The 19,885-nt window shown below is 44.4% G+C and carries 21 protein-coding genes and 1 tRNA gene; 9 read left to right on the forward strand and 13 right to left on the reverse strand.

Translation table 11 applies throughout. The features are described 5' to 3' along the window. Positions 1–26: 26 nt before the first annotated feature. Both moaC and L0P88_RS07930 read right to left on the reverse strand, forming a co-directional pair. On the reverse strand, positions 27–455 hold the full coding sequence (gene moaC / locus L0P88_RS07925; protein ID WP_247134063.1) for a cyclic pyranopterin monophosphate synthase MoaC: 429 nt from the start codon (positions 453–455) through the stop codon (positions 27–29). A gap of 2 nt (positions 456–457) precedes the next feature. Further along, the gene (locus L0P88_RS07930) at positions 458–898 is read right to left on the reverse strand and encodes a molybdenum cofactor biosynthesis protein MoaE (protein ID WP_247134064.1); all 441 of its coding nucleotides are present in this window, start codon (positions 896–898) and stop codon (positions 458–460) included. Positions 899–973: 75 nt separating this feature from the next. Between L0P88_RS07930 and L0P88_RS07935 the strand changes: the two genes are divergently transcribed. Beyond that, positions 974–1,045 (forward strand) — tRNA-Arg (locus tag L0P88_RS07935). 813 nt (positions 1,046–1,858) lie between these two features. Here L0P88_RS07935 and L0P88_RS07940 read toward each other — a convergent pair. Then, on the reverse strand, positions 1,859–3,190 hold the full coding sequence (locus L0P88_RS07940) for an FAD-dependent oxidoreductase (RefSeq protein ID WP_313791596.1): 1,332 nt from the start codon (positions 3,188–3,190) through the stop codon (positions 1,859–1,861). Positions 3,191–3,309: 119 nt separating this feature from the next. Between L0P88_RS07940 and folE the strand changes: the two genes are divergently transcribed. The 3 genes from folE to L0P88_RS07955 all read left to right on the forward strand — a co-directional run bounded on the left by folE (position 3,310) and on the right by L0P88_RS07955 (position 4,993). Then, positions 3,310–4,020, forward strand: a complete 711-nt coding sequence (folE, locus tag L0P88_RS07945; RefSeq protein WP_247134065.1) for a GTP cyclohydrolase I FolE — start codon at positions 3,310–3,312, stop codon at positions 4,018–4,020. Positions 4,021–4,101: 81 nt separating this feature from the next. Beyond that, positions 4,102–4,566, forward strand: a complete 465-nt coding sequence (locus L0P88_RS07950; RefSeq protein WP_409557725.1) for a glutathione peroxidase — start codon at positions 4,102–4,104, stop codon at positions 4,564–4,566. 25 nt (positions 4,567–4,591) lie between these two features. Next, the gene (locus L0P88_RS07955) at positions 4,592–4,993 is read left to right on the forward strand and encodes a DUF2452 domain-containing protein (RefSeq protein ID WP_247134067.1); all 402 of its coding nucleotides are present in this window, start codon (positions 4,592–4,594) and stop codon (positions 4,991–4,993) included. A gap of 144 nt (positions 4,994–5,137) precedes the next feature. Here L0P88_RS07955 and L0P88_RS07960 read toward each other — a convergent pair whose 3' ends face one another. The 10 genes from L0P88_RS07960 to L0P88_RS08000 form a co-directional block, all read right to left on the reverse strand. Further along, positions 5,138–5,359, reverse strand: coding sequence for a hypothetical protein (locus tag L0P88_RS07960; RefSeq protein WP_247134068.1), 222 nt, complete (start codon positions 5,357–5,359; stop codon positions 5,138–5,140). A gap of 168 nt (positions 5,360–5,527) precedes the next feature. Beyond that, positions 5,528–5,932 carry a response regulator gene (locus L0P88_RS07965; RefSeq protein ID WP_313791603.1) on the reverse strand — a complete coding sequence of 135 codons (405 nt, stop codon included), beginning with the start codon at positions 5,930–5,932 and terminating at the stop codon, positions 5,528–5,530. Positions 5,933–5,973: 41 nt separating this feature from the next. Further along, positions 5,974–6,387, reverse strand: a complete 414-nt coding sequence (locus L0P88_RS07970; protein ID WP_247134070.1) for a DUF6691 family protein — start codon at positions 6,385–6,387, stop codon at positions 5,974–5,976. A gap of 4 nt (positions 6,388–6,391) precedes the next feature. Next, positions 6,392–6,949 carry a YeeE/YedE family protein gene (locus L0P88_RS07975; protein ID WP_247134071.1) on the reverse strand — a complete coding sequence of 186 codons (558 nt, stop codon included), beginning with the start codon at positions 6,947–6,949 and terminating at the stop codon, positions 6,392–6,394. A gap of 94 nt (positions 6,950–7,043) precedes the next feature. After that, entirely contained in the window at positions 7,044–7,229 is a 186-nt protein-coding gene (locus L0P88_RS07980; RefSeq protein WP_247134072.1) for a DUF2892 domain-containing protein, read from the reverse strand. Then, positions 7,226–10,420 carry an efflux RND transporter permease subunit gene (locus L0P88_RS07985; protein ID WP_247134073.1) on the reverse strand — a complete coding sequence of 1,065 codons (3,195 nt, stop codon included), beginning with the start codon at positions 10,418–10,420 and terminating at the stop codon, positions 7,226–7,228. Before L0P88_RS07985 ends, L0P88_RS07980 begins: the two co-directional genes overlap by 4 nt. Before the next feature lie 10 nt (positions 10,421–10,430). Continuing rightward, on the reverse strand, positions 10,431–11,522 hold the full coding sequence (locus tag L0P88_RS07990; protein WP_247134074.1) for an efflux RND transporter periplasmic adaptor subunit: 1,092 nt from the start codon (positions 11,520–11,522) through the stop codon (positions 10,431–10,433). Between the two features lies 1 nt (position 11,523). Next, positions 11,524–12,837: a TolC family protein gene (locus L0P88_RS07995; RefSeq protein WP_247134075.1), complete on the reverse strand. Its 1,314-nt coding sequence runs from the start codon at positions 12,835–12,837 to the stop codon at positions 11,524–11,526. A gap of 222 nt (positions 12,838–13,059) precedes the next feature. Beyond that, positions 13,060–13,188, reverse strand: coding sequence for a hypothetical protein (locus L0P88_RS23950; RefSeq protein WP_281499724.1), 129 nt, complete (start codon positions 13,186–13,188; stop codon positions 13,060–13,062). Positions 13,189–13,322: 134 nt separating this feature from the next. Further along, positions 13,323–13,529, reverse strand: a complete 207-nt coding sequence (locus tag L0P88_RS08000) for a DUF2892 domain-containing protein (protein WP_247134076.1) — start codon at positions 13,527–13,529, stop codon at positions 13,323–13,325. A 392-nt stretch (positions 13,530–13,921) separates the two neighbouring features. Here L0P88_RS08000 and L0P88_RS08005 point away from each other — a divergent pair, with 392 nt between their 5' ends. From L0P88_RS08005 to rsgA, 5 genes are all read left to right on the forward strand, one after another. Continuing rightward, the gene (locus tag L0P88_RS08005) at positions 13,922–15,142 is read left to right on the forward strand and encodes a sulfite oxidase (RefSeq protein ID WP_247134077.1); all 1,221 of its coding nucleotides are present in this window, start codon (positions 13,922–13,924) and stop codon (positions 15,140–15,142) included. A gap of 1 nt (position 15,143) precedes the next feature. Next, positions 15,144–15,602 carry a monoheme cytochrome C gene (locus L0P88_RS08010; RefSeq protein WP_247134078.1) on the forward strand — a complete coding sequence of 153 codons (459 nt, stop codon included), beginning with the start codon at positions 15,144–15,146 and terminating at the stop codon, positions 15,600–15,602. Positions 15,603–15,604: 2 nt separating this feature from the next. Further along, positions 15,605–16,480, forward strand: coding sequence for a sterol desaturase family protein (locus L0P88_RS08015; RefSeq protein WP_247134079.1), 876 nt, complete (start codon positions 15,605–15,607; stop codon positions 16,478–16,480). Positions 16,481–16,863: 383 nt separating this feature from the next. Further along, on the forward strand, positions 16,864–18,582 hold the full coding sequence (locus L0P88_RS08020; RefSeq protein ID WP_247134080.1) for a serine hydrolase domain-containing protein: 1,719 nt from the start codon (positions 16,864–16,866) through the stop codon (positions 18,580–18,582). A gap of 235 nt (positions 18,583–18,817) precedes the next feature. Continuing rightward, positions 18,818–19,882 (forward strand): ribosome small subunit-dependent GTPase A, encoded by a 1,065-nt coding sequence (gene rsgA, locus L0P88_RS08025; RefSeq protein ID WP_247134081.1) that lies wholly within the window; start codon positions 18,818–18,820, stop codon positions 19,880–19,882. Positions 19,883–19,885: the final 3 nt, after the last annotated feature.

Here is a 19,885-nt window from a genome sequence, read left to right on the forward strand (position 1 = left end):
CCACTGATCTTCATTTTGAAAAACCGCTATTCGCTCTTTATATCGGATTTTCCGCCTGTTTTTAATACAAGTTTGATCTGCTGTATTTCAATGGCCTTGTCAATGGGTTTGAGCATATCGTACATATTAAGGGCAACAACACTTGCCCCATGCATGGCCTCCACTTCCACTCCTGTTTTGTAAAATGTCTTCACGGTGACCCTGACCACAATGTTGAGTCCGTCAATTTCATACTCAATACCGGCATATTCTATAGGCAATGGGTGACAGTCCGGCAACAGTTCGGGAGTCTTTTTCAGGCCTAAAAAGCCTGCTGCCCGACTCATGGCAAACACATCGCCCTTGGGCACCCTTTTCTCTTCAATGGCCCTAATGGTTTCCAGCGACCCCAGTTTTACAATGGCCTGGGCGACTGCAGTTCTGTGGGTGTTTTGTTTTTGAGTGATATCGACCATGATTAGGTATTTACCTTCCACTGATAGGAATCATCCTCAAACAACTCCTTACCAAAAACCGGAACTTCCTTTTTGATTTCCTCTACCACATGGTGCAGTGCTTCAAACACTTCCTTCCGATTTGGGGAGGACACAAACACAAATAAGCAGATTTCCCCAACGGCCACCTTTCCCAAACTGTGATAAATATGCATACAGGTCAATTCAAACCTTTTAAAAGTGGCCTCCCGAATCTCATGAAACTTTTCGTTGGCCATGGATTCATAGGCGGTATAGTCGATCGCACCTACCGTTTTACCCTCAATTTTGTCGGCTCGTACCTGGCCCAGGAAAATATCATGTGCCCCAATGGTTGTTTTGGATTGATGTTTGGCAATGGAATTGGCAATAAACTCAGGAGTTATGGCCCCTTGGACAAAAACGTTTTTGATTTTCCTTTCCATACCCTAAAGGTAGTTAAGAATACCGAAAACTACATTTTTAGATACATCAAAAAACACTATTTTTGGCATCCCTTTGGCCCCGTAGTTCAATGGATAGAATAGAAGTTTCCTAAACTTTAGATGCAAGTTCGATTCTTGCCGGGGCTACGAAGTAGGCGTGGCAACCGTTCCCAGGAACGGAAAAGCACAGCTTTTGAATCGAAGTTCACATTGAGCCAGGTCGAAATGATGCTTGCCGGGGCTACGAAGTAGGTTCGCAACAAATGCAACGCATTTGAAAAGCGAAGCTTTTGAATCGAGGTTTACCTCCCGCCTGGTCGAAATGATTCTTGCCGGGGCTACGAAGTAGGTTCGCAACGAATGCAACGCATTTGAAAAGCGAAGCTTTTGAATCGAGGTTTACATTGAGCCAGGTCGAAATGATGCTTGCCGGGGCTACGAAGTAGGCGTGGCAACCGTTCCCAGGAACGGAAAAGCGCAGCTTTTGAATCGAAGTTCACATTGAGCCAGGTCGAAATGATGCTTGCCGGGGCTACGAAGTAGGCGTGGCAACCGTTCCCAGGAACGGAAAAGCGCAGCTTTTGAATCGAAGTTCACATTGAGCCAGGCCGAAATGATTCTTGCCGGGGCTACGAAGTAGGCGTGGCAACCGTTCCCAGGAACGGAAAAGCACAGCTTTTGAATCGAAGTTCACATTGAGCCAGGTCGAAATGATGCTTGCCGGGGCTACGAAGTAGGCGTGGCAACCGTTCCCAGGAACGGAAAAGCGCAGCTTTTGAATCGAAGTTCACATTGAGCCAGGCCGAAATGATGCTTGCCGGGGCTACGAAGTAGGTTCGCAACAAATGCAACGCATTTGAAAAGCGGAGCTTTTGAATCGAGGTTTACCTCCCGCCTGGTCGAAATGATGTTTCCCAGACAATGCCCATATTGATTTCCCCTGGGATCATTCCCTTTACTTTAAAGGTATTCCGTGGTAAACTGTGCCAAATTTGGGCTGTCCTCCAATAGGTTTACAACGCTGTAAGCCGCTTGTTCCCCAGCTTTCATGGCGGCATTGAGCGAACCATTGAGCAAGGTATCCCCGGCTAGAAAAATTCTTGTGGTCAAACGGGTCTCCTCTGGTTCCAAATCATTTTTTAGGTTTGAAATTTCCGGCAACGCCTTTGGGATTGCATAGTGTCTTAACAATTTGGGGGCTTCAATTCCCAAAATCTTTCTGAGTTCTTCCGAAACCTTTGCGCCAAGTTCTTCCACAGACCAGGGATGTTGCTTTACCACGGTAACCGAAAGTATATCCTTTTTGTTGGATAACTCAAATAGGTTGGACAGCGATACTATAGTGTTGATAAGGGCATCCCCATCTGCCACCAATCCAATCAATTTTGCCCTGGACTTCATTCTGGGAACTTCAAAATAGAGCGTATCACAACGCTTCCATTGCACCTCCTGTTTCCGTAAATTGGAAACCATGATACTGGCATCCGTGGCAATAATGGTAAAGTGAGTGTCCAGTTTGGTTCCATCCTTCAAAAGAATGTGGTCGTCCTTTACTTCAAAAACTTCGGTATCCAATAGAAACCTGGTCCTTTTCAGCTTAGATCTGAGCTGTTCTGGGATAGCTCCAATACCTTGGCGGGGAATCGCTGCCAAACCCTCACCGAACATTTTGTAGACAAACTCAAACATCCGGCTTGATGTTTGAAGATCGTTTTCCAAAAAAATACCACTGAAAAAAGGAACAAAAAATTGTTGTATAACAGTTTCACTAAATCCTCGTCCTTTAAGATAGGACAACGTACTTTGCTCAGGGGTTTCAAAAATCTGGGCAGTGGATTTCCTTTTGAGTTCTTGCTGTAGCCTAAAAATTTTGATTTTGTCTCCAAAGGTAGCTATGGAACTCCATAGGGTTGGAAACAATAGGGACGGATTGCGCCGGGGGTCCCCAATTTTAGTTACACCATCTTTGGTATAAATGGTTGCCCCAGATTGAAAATAACATAGCTCCAGCGCTTTTAAATCAAGATAGGTATTGACCATGGGATAGGCCGTTAGCATAACCTGGAACCCATGATCCAAGGGAACTCCATCCACAACATCGGTTTTTACCCGCCCCCCTATACGATTCGTTGCTTCCATAATTATGGGGCTATAGCCTTTCCCTTCCAGGACCAAGGCGGCAATGAGACCACTCACCCCAGCACCAACAATATGGATTTTATAATCTGATTTCTCCATTCCCATGGCTAAACGAATGTGTAAGGCGAAAATAAGGGTTGCAAACCCGCTCAAAAATTGATTTGGTAATTTTGTTTAAACTTTAACAGAATTTATTAAACATATTAAATAGATTTACCAAAATCATAAGGGCGAAGCTTGTCCAAGCCCAAATACAATTTCAAAATAAACCTATGAAAATTAAAACCCAAGAAGTAGTTCTTAATGAAGTTTTGAACTCCACTGCCATACTGGAACAATTGACCCATGAAGAAATTGGGGACGACCATTTATATACAGGCATTGAAACTCCTATGAAAAAGGGCGCGTTTGACCTATCGGACACGAAGAAAAAGGAAATGATCGCCATCTTATTCGGGGAAATAATGGACGTAATGGGCCTTGATCTTAGTGATGATTCCTTAAAGGGTACCCCAAAACGGGTGGCCAAGATGTTTATCGATGAAATATTCTCCGGCCTAAATCCTGATAACAAGCCAAAAGTGGCCCTCTTCGAAAACAAGTACCATTACAATCAAATGCTGGTCGAAAAGGATATTACATTTTATTCCAATTGCGAACACCATTTTGTTCCCATAATTGGAAAAGCCCATGTTGCCTATATTTCTTCCGGAAAGGTCATAGGCCTTTCAAAGCTGAACCGCATTGTGCAATATTTTGCCAAAAGGCCCCAAGTACAGGAACGATTGACCAATCAAATTGCCGTTGAACTTCAAACCATCCTGAACACAGAGGATGTTGCTGTTATCATTGATGCCAAACATTTATGTGTTTCTTCCAGAGGAATAAAAGACGATACTTCAGCTACGGTAACCTCTTTTTACGGGGGTCAATTCAATCGTCCTGAAAAGATCCAGGAACTCTACAATTACATCAATAACTAATTTGTTTTGAAACTACTGGATTCCTTAAGCAATAAAGCGTTCAGAAATAGGCAAGGTGAAGTCAATGGGCCTGAAAAATCAATGTATTCCATTCAAATGAAATGCTTGGATGGCAGTGATCTGGATTTTTCAAAATACAAAGGCAAATTCCTATTGATTGTCAATGTTGCCAGTAAGTGTGGGTTCACCCCGCAGTACAAAGATTTGGAAAAGCTATTCAGCCAATACAAGGACAGGTTAATGGTCATAGGTGTGCCGTGCAATCAATTTGCATCCCAGGAACCAGGTGCAGCATCCGAAATAAAGGCCTTTTGCGAACTCAACTATGGGGTTACTTTTGTTTTGACCGAAAAGGTCAATGTAAAGGGAGTACATCAACACGAATTGTACCAATGGTTGACCCAAAGGCAATTCAACGGAAAATCAAATAGTACCGTACGGTGGAATTTTCAGAAATATTTGGTCGGTCCTTCGGGCAACCTTATCGCGCATTATTATTCGACAACATCACCCTTAAGTAAAAGGATTACCAAAAACTTCATTTAGTTTTGCCATCATCAAGTATTTTAAAATGGCCAAAAAACCGGATAACATCGTATTCAACACGGAAACCAATTCTTACGACGCACGTTTAAAGGAATATGGTACAAACCTTGGAGCCCCGGCAATTAAGATTGAAAATCTTGGCCCCTGGAAAACCAGGGGCATTAAATCGGTAAATGATTCCATTGCAGCTGAATTTGAGGAGTTGCGGAATAAGTACCTCGCCCTGCAGGAGCGCTATGAATACAATCAATTGGTCTATAGCGCAGAGTATAATTTTAAGCCTATTGTGGGCAAGACCTATTATTTGTACAAAGGAAAGGGAGGTTCTCAGTTTTTGTCCATTTTGAAGCCCAATGAGTGCTCTTTTGACTTTATTTCCAGCTTTCGACTTTCCTCGGAACTCGTTTGGGAGAAAGTGGTGGAGTAAAGCTATCCCATCCCGATAATCTTAGGCGCAATGAGAAGGATGCCGCATGTGTAGTTCAACCAATAGAAACACAATGTATAACCGAAAACGTTATTCATAGCAATTTAGTTCCCAAAATCCATTGGCCTAGCGGCACCCTAACATTTAGACGGTAAGCCTTCCTTTTAACCGCTTGTCTATCTTTTTCTTTTTCTCGGTGATGCGCTTCATGGCATCCATTAGTTTGGAATCTTTGGTCTTTTTATAAATTTCATTGATGGCCAAAACCAATTCTTTGGCATGCCTTGACGCTTTTACCCTATCGCTGGTAGACATATGACTCATCTTCATCTTTTCAAATTCGTCTGCTTTCACCAGTAAATCCATTTCTATTTTGTTTAATAATATTGTAAATATCTTAAACATTTTTGGATTTTTAAAATGGAGCAGAGACCAACATCCGCTTTTATGAGGAGTTTAACAATGGTGTTCAAAGAAATACATTCATAAGGCCAAATAAACCCTAAACTCTTAAACATTAAAGCTTTAGCAAAATTAGACTTGACCCGTTTCAAAAATCTTTTCCAGTCGATTACGGGTCAAAGGTTTATCGATATAGCCCAATACATTAGGGTGTTTTTGGGCCAATTCACGGTCTTTGGCCTTGCCAAATGCAGATAGAATATAGATTTCCGGCATGGTACGGGCACCCACTAACTCTTGTAATGCCTCAATGAATCCCCAACCATCCATTTCATCCAAACCCAAATCCAGAAAAATAAGTTTTGGTAGCAGAACTCCTTCCGTTATGTTTTTTCCAAAAGCATCCAAAGCCGCTTCTGCGGAATCAAAGGTGGAAATAACAAAGGTCTCCCTGGCAAATTGTTCCAAGCAATAACGTGAGGCAAACTGGGAAACCATATCATCCTCAATGATACAAATGGAGTAGGAATTCTTAATAACGTACGCCTTTTACTGCTGTAAAACTACAACAGAATTGGTCAATGCGGTAATTTCCTCCGCAACAGGCCATAGCAAAAGGCCCCAAACACCGCACTTAGCAATACAATAAGGATGGGCCAGTACCCCGCTCCCACCAATACGTACATGGGTCCAGGACAAGCTCCGGCCAATGCCCAGCCCAGACCAAAAAGAATACCTCCAATGGCATAGTGGATATACCCTTTTTCCTTGGGCACAATGCTGATTTTTTCGCCAAAAAACGATTTTGTCCCCGATTTTTTGACCCATTGGGTGAACAACATCCCCAATACCAGGGCAGAACCCATAATACCGTACATATGAAAACTATCAAACTGAAACATCTCATATATCCGAAACCAAGAGGCTGCCTCTGATTTAAACAGCACTATTCCAAAAAAAACGCCGACCAACACATAGCTAATACTTCGCATAGATCTAAAAAATTAAAGGGAATATCATATGGACCATGACCAGTCCACCTACAAAAAAACCAATGACGGCAATCAACGAGGGAACCTGTAGATTGCTTAATCCAGAAATGGCATGACCGGATGTACAACCGCCCGCGTATCGGGCGCCAAAACCTACCAGAAAGCCCCCAACAAGTAAAATGGCCCAAATTTTGGGGTCCGATAGGGATTGGGCCGAGAACAGCTCCGTAGGTAAATAGGCTTCCCCGGCACTATCAAAACCGAATGCTTTCAAAGTCTCTACGCTTTTCTTGTTTATGGCCACATCATCCCGTGGGGACAGTACATTGGCCCCGATGAAACCTCCAATGAACGTCCCTAGGACCACCATCAGATTCCACCTACGGGGCCGCGTATCCACCTTAAAATAATCCACAAATTTCCCGGCGCCTCCCATTGCGCAAAATGTCTCCAGGTTTGAAGACATGCCAAACCGTTTGCCCAACAGGATCAAAATTGCCATGGTCAATGCGATCAAAGGCCCGGAAACATACCAGGGCCAAGGATTGTATATTGCTTCCATTACTCGTATTTTTTACAAAAATGCACAAATAACCCTAAGAAACATATCCCCTGACCCTGGCCATTGCCCCATACCTGACAAATGGGACAAAAAACTAGTCCTTTACACCCAATTTCCCTAAAATATCTTCCATTAAGCACCATTTGGTAATGGATGACTGCAACAAATTGGCACCCGCAAAGGCAGTAAACCATAACCAATTTATATTCCCATACACCGCCAATAGCAAGCTGATGAGCACAAAGCTCCCTGCTACGGCCCTTACAATCCTATTTTTCATTTTGTTTCATTTTTACGTTCCATCATATAGTAGACCAGGGGCACCACCAACAAGGTCAGCACGGTAGAGGCAATGGTACCTCCCATCAAAGAAATCGCCAGGCCTTGGAATATGGGGTCGAACAAAATCACAAAGGCCCCAATGACCACCGTCCCGGCCGTCAGTAGAATGGGCGTTGTCCTAACTGCTCCAGCTTCAATTACCGCTTGTTTTAAAGGAACCCCTTCCTGCGTTCGCAGATTGACAAAATCAATAAGTAAGACCGAATTCCTTACCATGATTCCCGCCAAAGCTATCATCCCAATAAACGAGGTTGCCGTGAAAAAAGCACCCAGAATCCAATGGCCCAGGACTATCCCTATTAACGATAGGGGAATCGCCGCCATCATAACCAACGGTGCCCTGAAATTTTGGAACCACCCCACAATCAACATATAGATGATGACGATCACCCCTAAAAAGGCAATTCCCAAATCACGGAACACTTCAAGCGTAATCTGCCATTCCCCGTCCCATTTTATGGTAAAATCATCTTCAAGCTCGGGTTGGGACATATACAATTCGTTTATCCCATATCCTTTGGGGAGTTCCAAACCCCTCAGTTTATCGGTCATCCCTAAAATGGCATAAACGGGGCTTTCCAAATCCCCTGCCATATCAGAGGTGACATAGACCACTCTTTTTTGGTTTTTACGATAGATGCTTTTGTCCTTGGTCGTTTCCGTAATGGTGACCAAATCCCCAATGGGAAGTGTTTGTCCATCTTTGGAGACCACACGTATTTGTTTCAGATTATCCAATCCCGAGCGGTCGTTCTCACTCAACGTCAGTACAATTCCAATATGATCAAAGGCATTTGTTTGGTACAGATAGGTTACAGGACGTTCGGCCATGGCCATATTCAAGGTATGCACAATTTGGGATGTGTTGACCCCATAGCGTAACGCCTTTTCCTTATCTACCACAAAATCATATTGTTTTTGGTCCGCTTCGACCATCCAGTCCACATCAACCACATCAGCGGTATTTTCAAGAATGGTCTTCACCCCATCGGCCAAAACGATCTGCTTTTCATAATCGGGACCGTAGATTTCGGCCACTATGGTAGAGAGCACAGGTGGTCCCGGAGGTACCTCGACCACTTTTACATTGGCCTTGTGGTAAGCCCCAATTTCTTGAATCCTGGGCCGTAACATTTTAGCGATATCGTGGCTTTGTACATTTCGATCGTGTTTATCCACAAGGTTTACCTGGATATCGGCCATATTGCTCCCACCGCGCAAATCGTAATGCCGCACCAAACCATTAAAGGTAATGGGTGCCGAAGTCCCCACATAGGCCTGATAATCCACTACCTCGGGCCTTGAGGCCAGGTAGGAAGCAATTTCCTTGGTCACCACGGCCGTCCGCTCCAGTGTTGTCCCTTCCGGCATATCAATAATGACCTGAAATTCATTCTTGTTATCGAATGGAAGCATTTTTACCGCCACGGATTTGGTGAAGAACAACCCTACCGAAGCCAAAAGCAATATAACGGTAACCCCAATGAACAACCCTCTTTTCTTTCGGTTTTCGATCAATGGGCGTTGTAACCGCTCATAGGTCTTGAAGATAACGGTATCCTGAATTTGTACCGTTGCCTCTTCACTTTTCTTCCGGTCTTTTTCCCGTAAAAACAGATAACCGAGATATGGCGTAATCGTCAAGGCCACAAAAAGGGACAACAACATGGCGATTGAGGCCCCAATGGGCATTGGCGACATATACGGCCCCATTAAGCCCGAAACAAAAGCCATGGGCAATACCGAAGCAATGACCGTAAACGTGGCCAAAATTGTAGGGTTGCCCACCTCATTTATGGCAAAAAGGGCGGCATCTTTAAACGGCAATCGCTTTATTTTAAAATGACGGTGCATGTTCTCTGCTATGATGATGGAATCATCCACCACAATACCGGTTACAAAGACCAATGCAAAAAGTGTGATGCGGTTCAACGTATACTCCAGCATATAGTAGCTGAGCAGTGTGAGGGCAAAGGTGATGGGTACGGACAAAAATACCACCAGACCCCCGCGCCAACCCATGGCCAACATGACCACAAAGGTTACCGCAATGATGGCACCAATTAAGTGCAGCAACAGTTCCGATACTTTTTGTGAAGCCGTTTCCCCATAATTTCGAGTGACCGCCACCTGTACTTCATTGGGCAATAGGGTTCTTTTAAGGTGTTCCACCTTCTGTAGTACCCTATCGGCAATTTTCATGGCATCCGCCCCCTTTCGCTTTGCAATGGACAAGGTAACGGCGGGGTATTCGGAAGGAAATGCACTGGCAGCCCCACTGGCTCCGCCATATCCAAAGGAAACATAGGTATTGGCCAACTGCGGTCCATCAATGACCTCGGCCATCTGTTTGAGATATATGGGCTGGTTTTCCAAAGTACCTACGACAAGGTTTTCAACATCTTCCTTTGAGGACAAAAACGTTCCGCCTGTTACATGAAACTCCGTATCATTGGCGTAAAAATCCCCTGCGCCCATTTGTACATTGTTCGCTTTTATGACTTCGGCAATCCCTAAAAAGTCAAGTCCGTTCCCAGCTATTCTTTCTTTATCCAACACTACACGCAGCTGCCGATCTCGACCTCCTATCTTTTTGGTAATGGCTACATCGCCCACTTTTTCAATTTCGTTGAGCAGCTCATTTGAAATTTGACCCAATTGATAGTCATCATAGGTTTCGCTCCACAAGGTCAATGAAAGCATGGGGACATCATCAATGGCCCTGGTCTTGACCAAAGGCATGGTGACTCCCTGGGGCATTTGGTCCATATGCTTGTTGATCTCATCGTACAGTCTCACCAACGATCGCTCAATATCCTCCCCAACATAGAACTGTACGATAACCATGCCCGCTTCTTTCATGGAAGTGGAATACACGTATTCAACTCCCTTGATATTCGAAATGATTTTCTCAAGGGGCTTGGTGATACGTGACTCCACTTCGGTTGGATTTGCCCCGGGATAGCCTACAAAAATATCGGCCATGGGAACATCAATCTGAGGTTCCTCCTCTCTTGGGATCAAAAACGAACTGTAAATCCCGATGACCATGAATACGACCATCAAGAGCACCGTAAGTCTCGATGTCATAAATCCTTTGGCTATCTTTCCTGCTAGACCTTCTTTCATCTATTCGTCTTTATTGAATACTGACCTTTGCGCCATTGAACAATTTTCCCTGGGAGGCCGTGATATAGGTTTCCCCTTCTGACAATCCGGATAATACCTCCACGCCATTGTCCAAAGTTTCCCCCAAACGCAGCCAACGTAGAATGGCCGTATCGTCCTGCCCTAGGGTATATATTCCTGTGAGCTGTCCTTGTTCCACCAGTGCTTCTTTTGGTACGACAACTGTTTTTGGGGCAACACCTGTAGCAGGAAAGGCCACAGCGGCGTACATCCCGGACCGTACCGAGGAAGGGGTGTCCGGAAGCTCAACGGTAGCCAAATATTGCCCACCGGTTCCGGTTGCAGAAGTACTGAGTTCAGTCAATTCCCCAGTGAGCATGGTGTCCAAAACCTTAATGGTGACCTTAGCTTTCATACCCACTTCAATACCGGTGATCTTATTTTCAGGAATTCTGGCCGTCACCTCATAAGCCCCTGTTGCTTCCATTGAGATCAAAGGGGCACCAGGATTGGCCATTGTCCCCACATCTACAAAAGTGTGCGTCACTACACCTTTAAATGGCGCCCGAACGTTTGCATAAGCAAATTGGGCCTCAACCTCTTTGCCCAGTTCCCGTGCTGCTGCCAATCTCGCTTTCGCCCTTTCGTAACGGGTGCTCATATCCTCAAGTTCTTTTTGCGAGGCACTGTTCTTTTCAAAAAGGTTTACATAGCGTTCATAATCCTTTTTGGCATTGGCAAAGGAAGCTTGGGCCTCCATAACACTCGCAGTCGCCTGGGCTTTTCTGGCCCTGAGGTCCCTATTGTTGATTACCACCAACAAATCGCCCTTGTCCACTGCTTCCCCAACTTTTACGGGAATACGCTCAACATGCCCCATCATACGGGTGCTCAAAGTGGCATTGTTCACCGAAGTGACCTGCCCACTACCAACGGTTAGGTACTCCTCCATTCCCATCCCTACCGTAGCCACAGCGACCGATATCCTATCCTTATGAGGAACATCCTCTTTCTTTACTTCCCCACAAGCCATTAATAAAAGACTTGCCACTAGTGGGAACAGCCTCTTTTTGGAAACGTATATTGAAATCTTACCTATCATTTTATCTTTTGGTTAAAAAATTATGGTACGCCACAGCGTAGTTGTATTCATAAATCGCATTGTAATGGTCCAGTTCCTTCTCGGCATATTGTGCTTCTGCCCTTAAAAGTTCCGAGGTGCTTTCAAGGCCCTCCTTAAATCGATTGGAACGTATGTGTAAGGTTTCTGCGGACTGTTCCAGCGTTAAGGCAGAGGTGGATGCACGATTTTTAGCATCAAGTAGCATTCTCCCTGCTTTTTGCAATTCCAGTTCGCTCTTTGAGCGATAGTGCTCATAGGCCACTTGTGCCTTTTCATAGGTGGCTCGACTTTTTTTGATTTTGGCAAAGCGTTTGGCTCCTTGAAACGCGTCCCAGCTCAAACTTGCACCAAAGGTGTAACCTTGGGAATTGGCCTGAAAAAGATCATCATCGAATAGCTGATAGGAGCCAAACGCATTTAACCGCGGTAAAAAGGCCATTTTATCCGCTTTGTAGGTCGAACGATAGGCTTGTGAAACCAACTCCAGGGCCTTTACATCGGGGCGATCCTCAAGGGCACGGTCAGTATCCACCATAACGTATTCCGCCAGTTCCAATTCCTTGGTGGGAACATAGTCCCCCCCTACATCCTCATCCATCAAAAAAGCAAGATAGTCGGAAGCATTGCTCAAGTTGCTTTGCGCAGAAATCAATTGGTTCTCCATCCCCGTGGTCCTTACCTTGGCCTGTAACAAATCTGCCTTTTGCAACAAGCCTTCCTCAAAGCGATCGGCAACCATAGCTTCATTGGCCAGGGCCGCTTTAACGGCCTTTTCAAGGACTTCTACACGCTTATGGGCCAACTGTAGTTGCATGAATGCGCGGGTTGCTTCAAACGCTAGATAGTCCTTGGTTCTATAAACCTGTTGCTCTCTCGCTTCCATCGTGGATTTGGCGGCCTTTCGCTGAAAAAGCCCATCCATATTGATCAGGGGCTGTTCTATGACAATAGTAGTAGCGTAGTTCTCAATCTGATCGGGGTCGTTAAGCAAATCCGGATTAAAATCCGCGGCCGTCAGGATTTCCTGGTTCAGTTTTGTGCCAAAGGCCATTAGGGGATTGGTCGTTGCCATACCGGTATGGGAAATCGAAATAGTGGGCAGAAAGATGGCATTACCCATGGTAAAGTCCCCTTGTGCTTCGGTAAGTTCAAATTCCGATATCCTTATATCCGCATTGGATTCCTGCACTTTTATCAATACCTCATTCAGCGTAATGGGTTTGAGCTGTTGTGCTTTAAGGGGAAGGACCCACCCAAATAGAACCAATGTACCAACCCAAAGTCTAATCGTCATCGTTTTGAATTTGAATCCAAAGCTACGTTGACCCCATGGCCGACACAGTAACATTGGTTACCTTGATCGAAAGTCTTTAAAACGGGTTAAAAAAGTGTTGGGGCGTGAAGAAGCTGAAAGAAAGATGGTCCCCCTAATGGCAATACAAAATTGGGTCATTTATCGGAAACCAAAAATCCAACAAAAGACCGGCGTAAGGAATACGGTTGTGACCGATAAAAACTATTTCTTACCGCTGTTCATTAACATAAAAACAGCTGCGATCAATAACACAACGACCAGCGCAAAAACGCCAATCATCAAAATACCGTTATCCCAGGAAACCAACGGTAATGTAAGAAGTTCACCCATAGTTATTTGGTTTAGTACGCCAAATTTAAAATCAGTATGATTGCCAAAACATGATAAATCTCAATTTTGCCCCAAACCCCATTAAAAAGCCATCCCGATACCAACGGAATGGCTTTTTACATTCAACCAAAAAACTAATTTTTTCTTCGGCACGTATTGAGCCCTACAAGGGCGTACAGTGGACAAAAGCTTATAAAGGAGGTGAGCACAAAAATACCGGCCAAGGCCAAAAGCACATACCCCAAAGTACCCTGCACAACATCTGTAAAATACAAGATGCCCACCATAGCAGCAATAACCAATCTCACAATACGATCCAATCCACCCATATTTTTTTTCATAGCTATCTATTTAAACGTTCAATGGACAAAACCGCTATGGTTACCATTCCAGCACAGATAAGGCAGACCATGATAAGTTTTTGCCATTTCTTCAGTTTCATCCTCAAATATAACGGTACTCCCATCTTACTTTTGGTAACCTCGGTTACACAACGACCACATTTTTTATCTTAGAGCCTGTTTAGGAATTTGTCAATTATTTTCTTATGTCCCTTTTTGCACGGCACATTGTTAAAATTTTAGTCCATAACTATGGCTATGCTTTTCCATCGCACCGGCTCGCCCATAGCTTTCGCTATGTCGTGCCTCGTTCCGCACTAAAAATGGCCTATAACAATTCCAATCACAAATTCTTAAACAGGCTCTTAGTTTTAAATTGAATCTTGCAAGGTATGGACAGAAGGGATTTCTCCAAAAGCTTGACAATGGCTGGAATTGCCAGTGTAATTGGCGCTCCGGTTGTTTTTGCCGATACTATTCCCAAAAATTACGTTCCCCTGGCGCTTCAGGACCCAGACCCCTTTTCACTGTTCGATAAGGATAAGGAAATGACGGTTTTGAACGACCGTCCCTGGAATATTGAGGCCAAGGCCCATCTTCTGAACGATGCCGTTACCCCAAACAGGTATATGTTCATCCGAAACAATGGGATACTACCAAAACGGATAGATGCCGACAATTGGACATTGACCATTGATGGTGAAGCCGCGGAACGGAAAAAAGTGTATTCGCTGGCGGAGTTAAAGACAAAATTTCCCCAACACACCTATCAACTGACCTTGGAGTGCGGAGGCAATGGCAGAAGCGAGTTCGATCCCCCTGCCAAAGGGAACCAATGGACCATAGGTGCAGTTTCCTGTGCCAACTGGACAGGGATTCGGTTACGTGATCTACTCCAGGATGTGGGTATAAAATCCGAGGCCGTATACATTGGTTACCATGCGGCGGATACCCATTTGAGTGGTGACCCCAAAAAGGAGCCTATTTCCCGTGGAGTGCCCATTTCAAAGGCCATGCAAGAGGAAACCCTTCTGGCTTTTCAGATGAATGGAAAGGATATTCCCCTGGCACATGGCTATCCCCTACGTTTGGTCTGTGGTGGTTGGCCAGCTTCCGCTTCTGGAAAATGGATACAACGCATCAGTATCCGAAACCAGGTACATGATGGTGCCAAAATGGGAGGTGCCTCTTATCGGGTCCCTTGCGAAAGTGTTGCTCCCGGCAGTGAAGTGACGGACGAAAATATGTGCATTATCGAATCCATGCCCGTAAAGTCCTTAATTACCTATCCAAAGAGCGGGGCGCTTCTTAAAAAAGGGAAGAGCCTGGTCATTAACGGGCATGCCTGGGCTGGGGAACTGGAAGTTTCCCAGGTTCACTACTCCATTGATTTTGGAAGTACCTGGCATGGGTGTACCCTGGAAAAGCCCGTAAACCGATTGGCTTGGCAGCATTTTAGGGCACAGGTCAGTTTCCCTAAAAAGGGGTACTATGAAATATGGGCCAAAGCCACGGACAGCACAGGAAAAAGCCAGCCCATGGTGTTGCCCGGATGGAATCCAAAGGGATATTTGAACAACGCCTGCCATCGTATTGCCCTAAAAGTAGTTTAAGATGCAGAAAAACTTTCGGAAACAGATCATATCGTTGGGCAGGTTACTCACGGTCTTTGGGCTTTTGTTGGTAACGGTATTTATGGGGATTTTTTATCTGAAGAACCATCCGGATGCCCTAAAATCAAGCGAGGTCTATGAAGTCTTGCCTGCGGATGAATCCGAAACGGTACCCTTGGATGCCCAAACCATTGCGCAATCCGGATTTATCAATGACGAAGGGGTATCGGGCGTTATTCAAAATTGCACCCAATGCCATTCGGCCAAATTGGTAACGCAAAACCGAATGAGCAAAGAAGGCTGGGAAGCTACCATTGCCTGGATGCAGGAAACACAGAACCTATGGGATTTGGGAGCCAACCATGGGAAGATAGTGGCGTATTTGGCCAAAAACTATGGCCCCGAACGTAAAGGTCGAAGACAAAACCTGACCAATGTGGATTGGTATGAATTGGAATAACTATGGAAGTCTATTGGGAAGCATTTTTAAATGGTTTTAATGGTACGGTAAATTATACCTGGAAATCCATTTTGTTTCAAGTGCCGTGGTACAAAAATTACTTTTGGGGGTTGGTGGCCATTTCCCTGGTGGTCTGGTTATTGGAAATGGTCTTCCCCTGGCGAAAGGAACAGTCCATCTTTCGAAAGGACTTTTGGCTGGATGGGTTTTATATGTTCTTCAACTTTTTTGTCTTCGCCATCGTCATACAAGGCGTTTACAATATGTTGGAAGTTGGCTTTGGACAATTGGGGATTACCGCACAAAGCCTGGCACTTTTGAGCATCGGTTCCTGGCCTATGTGGATACAACTTTTGGTCTTTTTTATATTGCTGGATTTTGTACAGTGGCTCACCCATATTGCCCTCCATAAGTTTCCATTGCTGTGGCGGTTCCATCAGGTGCACCACAGTGTAAAGGAAATGGGATTTGCGGCCCACTTACGTTACCATTGGATGGAAAACATCCTTTACAAACCGCTAAAAACGTTTGGGGTAATGCTTTTGGGAGGATTTGAGCCCGAACAGGCCTATATTGTCCATTTTGTGGCCATTGCCATTGGGCACCTGAACCATGCCAATATCAAACTGACCTATGGCCCTTTGAAATATATTTTTAATAACCCCGTAATGCACCTCTACCACCATTCCTATGTGCTGCCCGAAGGAAAATATGGGGTGAATTTTGGGATTAGCCTGAGCCTATGGGATTATCTCTTTAAAACCTATCATATCCCTGAGGACAGTGGGACCATTGCATTGGGCTATAAAGGTGATGAACGGATGCCCAAAGGGTTTTGGGGGCAGTTAGTGCATGGATTTAAAAAAGGGACATCATGACCCTTCCAATTAAACGCTTCCATTATCTGCCAAACAAGTCAGTTGTAGCAAGGTCAATGTAATTGTACGGGCAATTTCCCATTTCACGATAAATTCAGGGAACTACAGCAATTTTAAAAAAACCGCCATGTTAATCTGGTACAATTTTTAAAAAAACCTACCATTTAGATTTGTATTCAAATATTTTAAGACGAACTCATTTGAACTTTTTGGAATGATGCGAAAATTAGGGATTTTGTACCCAGTTGAAGACTTTTTTAAGTTGCACCCGCCTGCCTTCCGCATGGTGGGCAGGTAGCTGGGCTACGGAAGGAAAAAAAGACGAAAAATGGGGACAGAAAGACAATTTTTTAGCCATTTGAAAAAGTTTAAATAAGTTCGATATGTTCAAATACACCATCTTTGCAATACTCCTATCATTTTTCACTTTGTTTGGTTGCGGACAGCAAAGTCCGCAGGACTATAACGGAAACTGGATAGGGACTTTACCGGACAGACAGGGTTTCAATTTTAAGGTTACCCTGGAAAATATAACCTCCAACCGCTATCACCTGACCATTGCCAATACCAAAACCATTATGGATAGGGAGGTGAAATCGATGTACGATAACCATGTCCAGTTTTCCATTGATGATCAGCTCCACTTTGAGCTGTACCCCATGAAAAATGGACAGGAACTTACCGGTTTCATTAAATCCGGAAGGTTTCTTTACCATATGAGCCTAAAACAGGTGGAACACAACACCTATGAAGGCCGTTGGAATCCGTTTATGTTTGATGACGGCCTTATATCCGATGATATACTGCTCTATGTTGAAAAAACCAATGAATCCGGGCTTGTTGCCTATCCCTTTTTTGGCGATCAACGGTTTAGGGGAACCTGGGCAAGTGGGTTTGAAAAGAAAGGGGACACCCTTTTTTTTAGTGACGACAACACAGGTTTTAATTTTCGCGCCCTATTCGCCAAAAATGGCATTGGGTTGGAGATGTATTTGGTTGATGCCCTTATTACAAAGACCACCCTACAACACTCGGAAGAGGATTGGGAATATAGGACGGATGCCCCCGATCAAACCCAAACTACCAACAAACCCCCACAGTTGGACGATGGATGGGCCGTAGCAGATGGTAATGACCATGCCATCAACAAAACCAAATTGCAGGAATTGATCGATAACGTCAATTCCAAAAAACTCGTAAATACCCATAGCATTCTCATTGCCAAGGAAGGGAAACTGGTATTTGAAACCTATTTTGATGGTTTTAATGCCCGTATTCCCCATGATCAGCGCTCGGCATCAAAGAGTATTTCATCCGCTGTGATAGGTATTGCCCTTAATGATGGCCTTATGGAAAGTGTTGACGAAAAACTGTACGACTTTGTCCCCGAAGCATATCAATACACAAAAAATCCCTTGAAATCCAAAATCCGAATCAAGGACTTATTGACGATGAGTTCCGGATTGGACGTAAACAATCTGGCCTCTGAAGACTATTACCAAGACCCCAATAATTCCAACAGTTGGCTAAAAACGGTTTTGGAAGCGCCTATGGTACACGAACCTGGAACCTATGCCGATTATGGCTCTGCAAATCCTTTTTTGTTGGGGGTGTGTTTGCGCGAACGCCTGCAAAAACCCATGGAACGCTATATGGATGAAAAACTGTTTGCCCCTTTGGGCATTACCAACTATATCAATCAGACCGATGACACAAAGTCCTCTCCCTATTTTGGCGGAGGAATGCTCATTACCCCAAGGGATATGCTCAAATTTGGGCAACTCTATCTCAACAAGGGGAAATGGAAGGGCGTACAGATCATTGCTGAACGTTGGGTGGAAGAATCATTTGAAAAACATGTGCAACTACAAGATGTAAGGGACAAGAACGCCTATGGATATCAATGGTGGCATGATACGTATACCATCAATAACAAAGCCATTGAAACTGTGGAAGCCAGGGGGGCCGGCGGGCAATTTATTTTTATTATTCCCGAATTGGAAGCCGTGGTCGTCATCACCTCCGGAAATTTTCGAAATCGGAAAGGCAATCAACCACGGGAAATACTAAGGGACTATATACTGCCCGCAATGGTATTTTAAAATCCGGCGCACTGCCACATTCCAAAATACCATGGTATGGAACCAAGCATTAGGGCTATGTATCCCCTCGATCCATCTCTTTAATAGGATTGTCTTTTTGGGGAAGCCATCCATATGCTCCCTTGATTCTTTTGTAACTTCGTTTGGACGAACGGAACCTAGGGCTGCACTAAGTGTAGCCCTTCCCGTCGCAGATAGTAAAGCAAAAGTCCAAAGTTTACCCGAAAATTTAAAAATGACCCTGGAAGATTTAGGATATACCGCAGCACTGGAGAATTACCGAAAGGAACATGGTTTGGATTCATTTGGAATAGGACGGGTGATATCCGAACATAAAGAACGGTATGTGGTAAAGAATACTGAAAATGAATACGATGGGGAAATCATTGGGAATTTACGCTTTTCCGCAAGTAGCAGGGCGGATTTTCCTGCAGTGGGTGATTGGGTAGTCATTTCTGCGTATGATGAAAACAAAGTACTTATCCATTCGGTATTACCGAGAAAGACCAGTATAGAACGCCAAGCGGTGGGGAAACAGGGAGAGAAACAGATCATTGCCACCAATATTGACTATGCCCTTATTTTGCAGGCGGTCGATCGGGATTTCAACCTTAACCGCATCGAACGGTATCTCACCATTTGCCATGCGGCCAAAGTAGAACCCCTTATTATCCTCACCAAAACCGACCTCATAGACGCCCTCCAACTAACGGAGCTCGTCGACACACTTCAAAAAAGAACACAACAGATCCCGGTAATTCCCTTGAGCAATGAATCGCAGCAAGGCATTGAAATCTTAAAAACATACTTAAGAAAAGGAAAAACCTATTGTCTATTGGGATCTTCGGGAGTAGGAAAATCTACGCTGATCAATAATCTAATCGGGGTGGAGGTCATGGCCACTACGGCAATTAGCGAACGTATTAATCGGGGAAAGCACACCACTACGCACCGGGAATTGATCGTAACGGAAATGGGGATATTAATCGACAACCCTGGAATGCGGGAGGTGGGTATGACAGATGCTCCGGATGGACTGGATATGACCTTCGATGCCATCATTGAATTCTCTGCACAATGCAAATTTTCGGATTGCACGCATACCAATGAAATTGATTGCGCAGTTTTGGAAGCGCTTTCCCATAGGGAAATTGATCGATCGTCCTATGAAAATTACCTAAAAATGGAGCGGGAAAAAGAACACTTTGAATTGACGGTGGCCGAGAAACGAAAAAAAGACAAGGATTTCGGAAAATTGGTCAAGGAATTCAAAAAAAGGAAAAAACAGGGCAAGTACTAACTG

The organism is Muricauda sp. SCSIO 64092 (assembly GCF_023016285.1).
Classification (GTDB): domain Bacteria; phylum Bacteroidota; class Bacteroidia; order Flavobacteriales; family Flavobacteriaceae; genus Croceivirga.

Bases quoted from the DNA above. Each gene is read 5' to 3' on its own strand.
- moaC (WP_247134063.1), bottom strand. From the start codon at position 455: ATGGTCGATATCACTCAAAAACAAAACACCCACAGAACTGCAGTCGCC.
- L0P88_RS07930 (WP_247134064.1), bottom strand. From the start codon at position 898: ATGGAAAGGAAAATCAAAAACGTTTTTGTCCAAGGGGCCATAACTCCT.
- folE (WP_247134065.1), top strand. From the start codon at position 3,310: ATGAAAATTAAAACCCAAGAAGTAGTTCTTAATGAAGTTTTGAACTCC.
- L0P88_RS07950 (WP_409557725.1), top strand. From the start codon at position 4,102: ATGTATTCCATTCAAATGAAATGCTTGGATGGCAGTGATCTGGATTTT.
- L0P88_RS07955 (WP_247134067.1), top strand. From the start codon at position 4,592: ATGGCCAAAAAACCGGATAACATCGTATTCAACACGGAAACCAATTCT.
- L0P88_RS07960 (WP_247134068.1), bottom strand. From the start codon at position 5,359: ATGGATTTACTGGTGAAAGCAGACGAATTTGAAAAGATGAAGATGAGT.
- L0P88_RS07970 (WP_247134070.1), bottom strand. From the start codon at position 6,387: ATGCGAAGTATTAGCTATGTGTTGGTCGGCGTTTTTTTTGGAATAGTG.
- L0P88_RS07975 (WP_247134071.1), bottom strand. From the start codon at position 6,949: ATGGAAGCAATATACAATCCTTGGCCCTGGTATGTTTCCGGGCCTTTG.
- L0P88_RS07980 (WP_247134072.1), bottom strand. From the start codon at position 7,229: ATGAAAAATAGGATTGTAAGGGCCGTAGCAGGGAGCTTTGTGCTCATC.
- L0P88_RS07985 (WP_247134073.1), bottom strand. From the start codon at position 10,420: ATGAAAGAAGGTCTAGCAGGAAAGATAGCCAAAGGATTTATGACATCG.
- L0P88_RS07990 (WP_247134074.1), bottom strand. From the start codon at position 11,522: ATGATAGGTAAGATTTCAATATACGTTTCCAAAAAGAGGCTGTTCCCA.
- L0P88_RS07995 (WP_247134075.1), bottom strand. From the start codon at position 12,837: ATGACGATTAGACTTTGGGTTGGTACATTGGTTCTATTTGGGTGGGTC.
- L0P88_RS23950 (WP_281499724.1), bottom strand. From the start codon at position 13,188: ATGGGTGAACTTCTTACATTACCGTTGGTTTCCTGGGATAACGGTATT.
- L0P88_RS08000 (WP_247134076.1), bottom strand. From the start codon at position 13,529: ATGAAAAAAAATATGGGTGGATTGGATCGTATTGTGAGATTGGTTATT.
- L0P88_RS08005 (WP_247134077.1), top strand. From the start codon at position 13,922: ATGGACAGAAGGGATTTCTCCAAAAGCTTGACAATGGCTGGAATTGCC.
- L0P88_RS08010 (WP_247134078.1), top strand. From the start codon at position 15,144: ATGCAGAAAAACTTTCGGAAACAGATCATATCGTTGGGCAGGTTACTC.
- L0P88_RS08015 (WP_247134079.1), top strand. From the start codon at position 15,605: ATGGAAGTCTATTGGGAAGCATTTTTAAATGGTTTTAATGGTACGGTA.
- L0P88_RS08020 (WP_247134080.1), top strand. From the start codon at position 16,864: ATGTTCAAATACACCATCTTTGCAATACTCCTATCATTTTTCACTTTG.
- rsgA (WP_247134081.1), top strand. From the start codon at position 18,818: ATGACCCTGGAAGATTTAGGATATACCGCAGCACTGGAGAATTACCGA.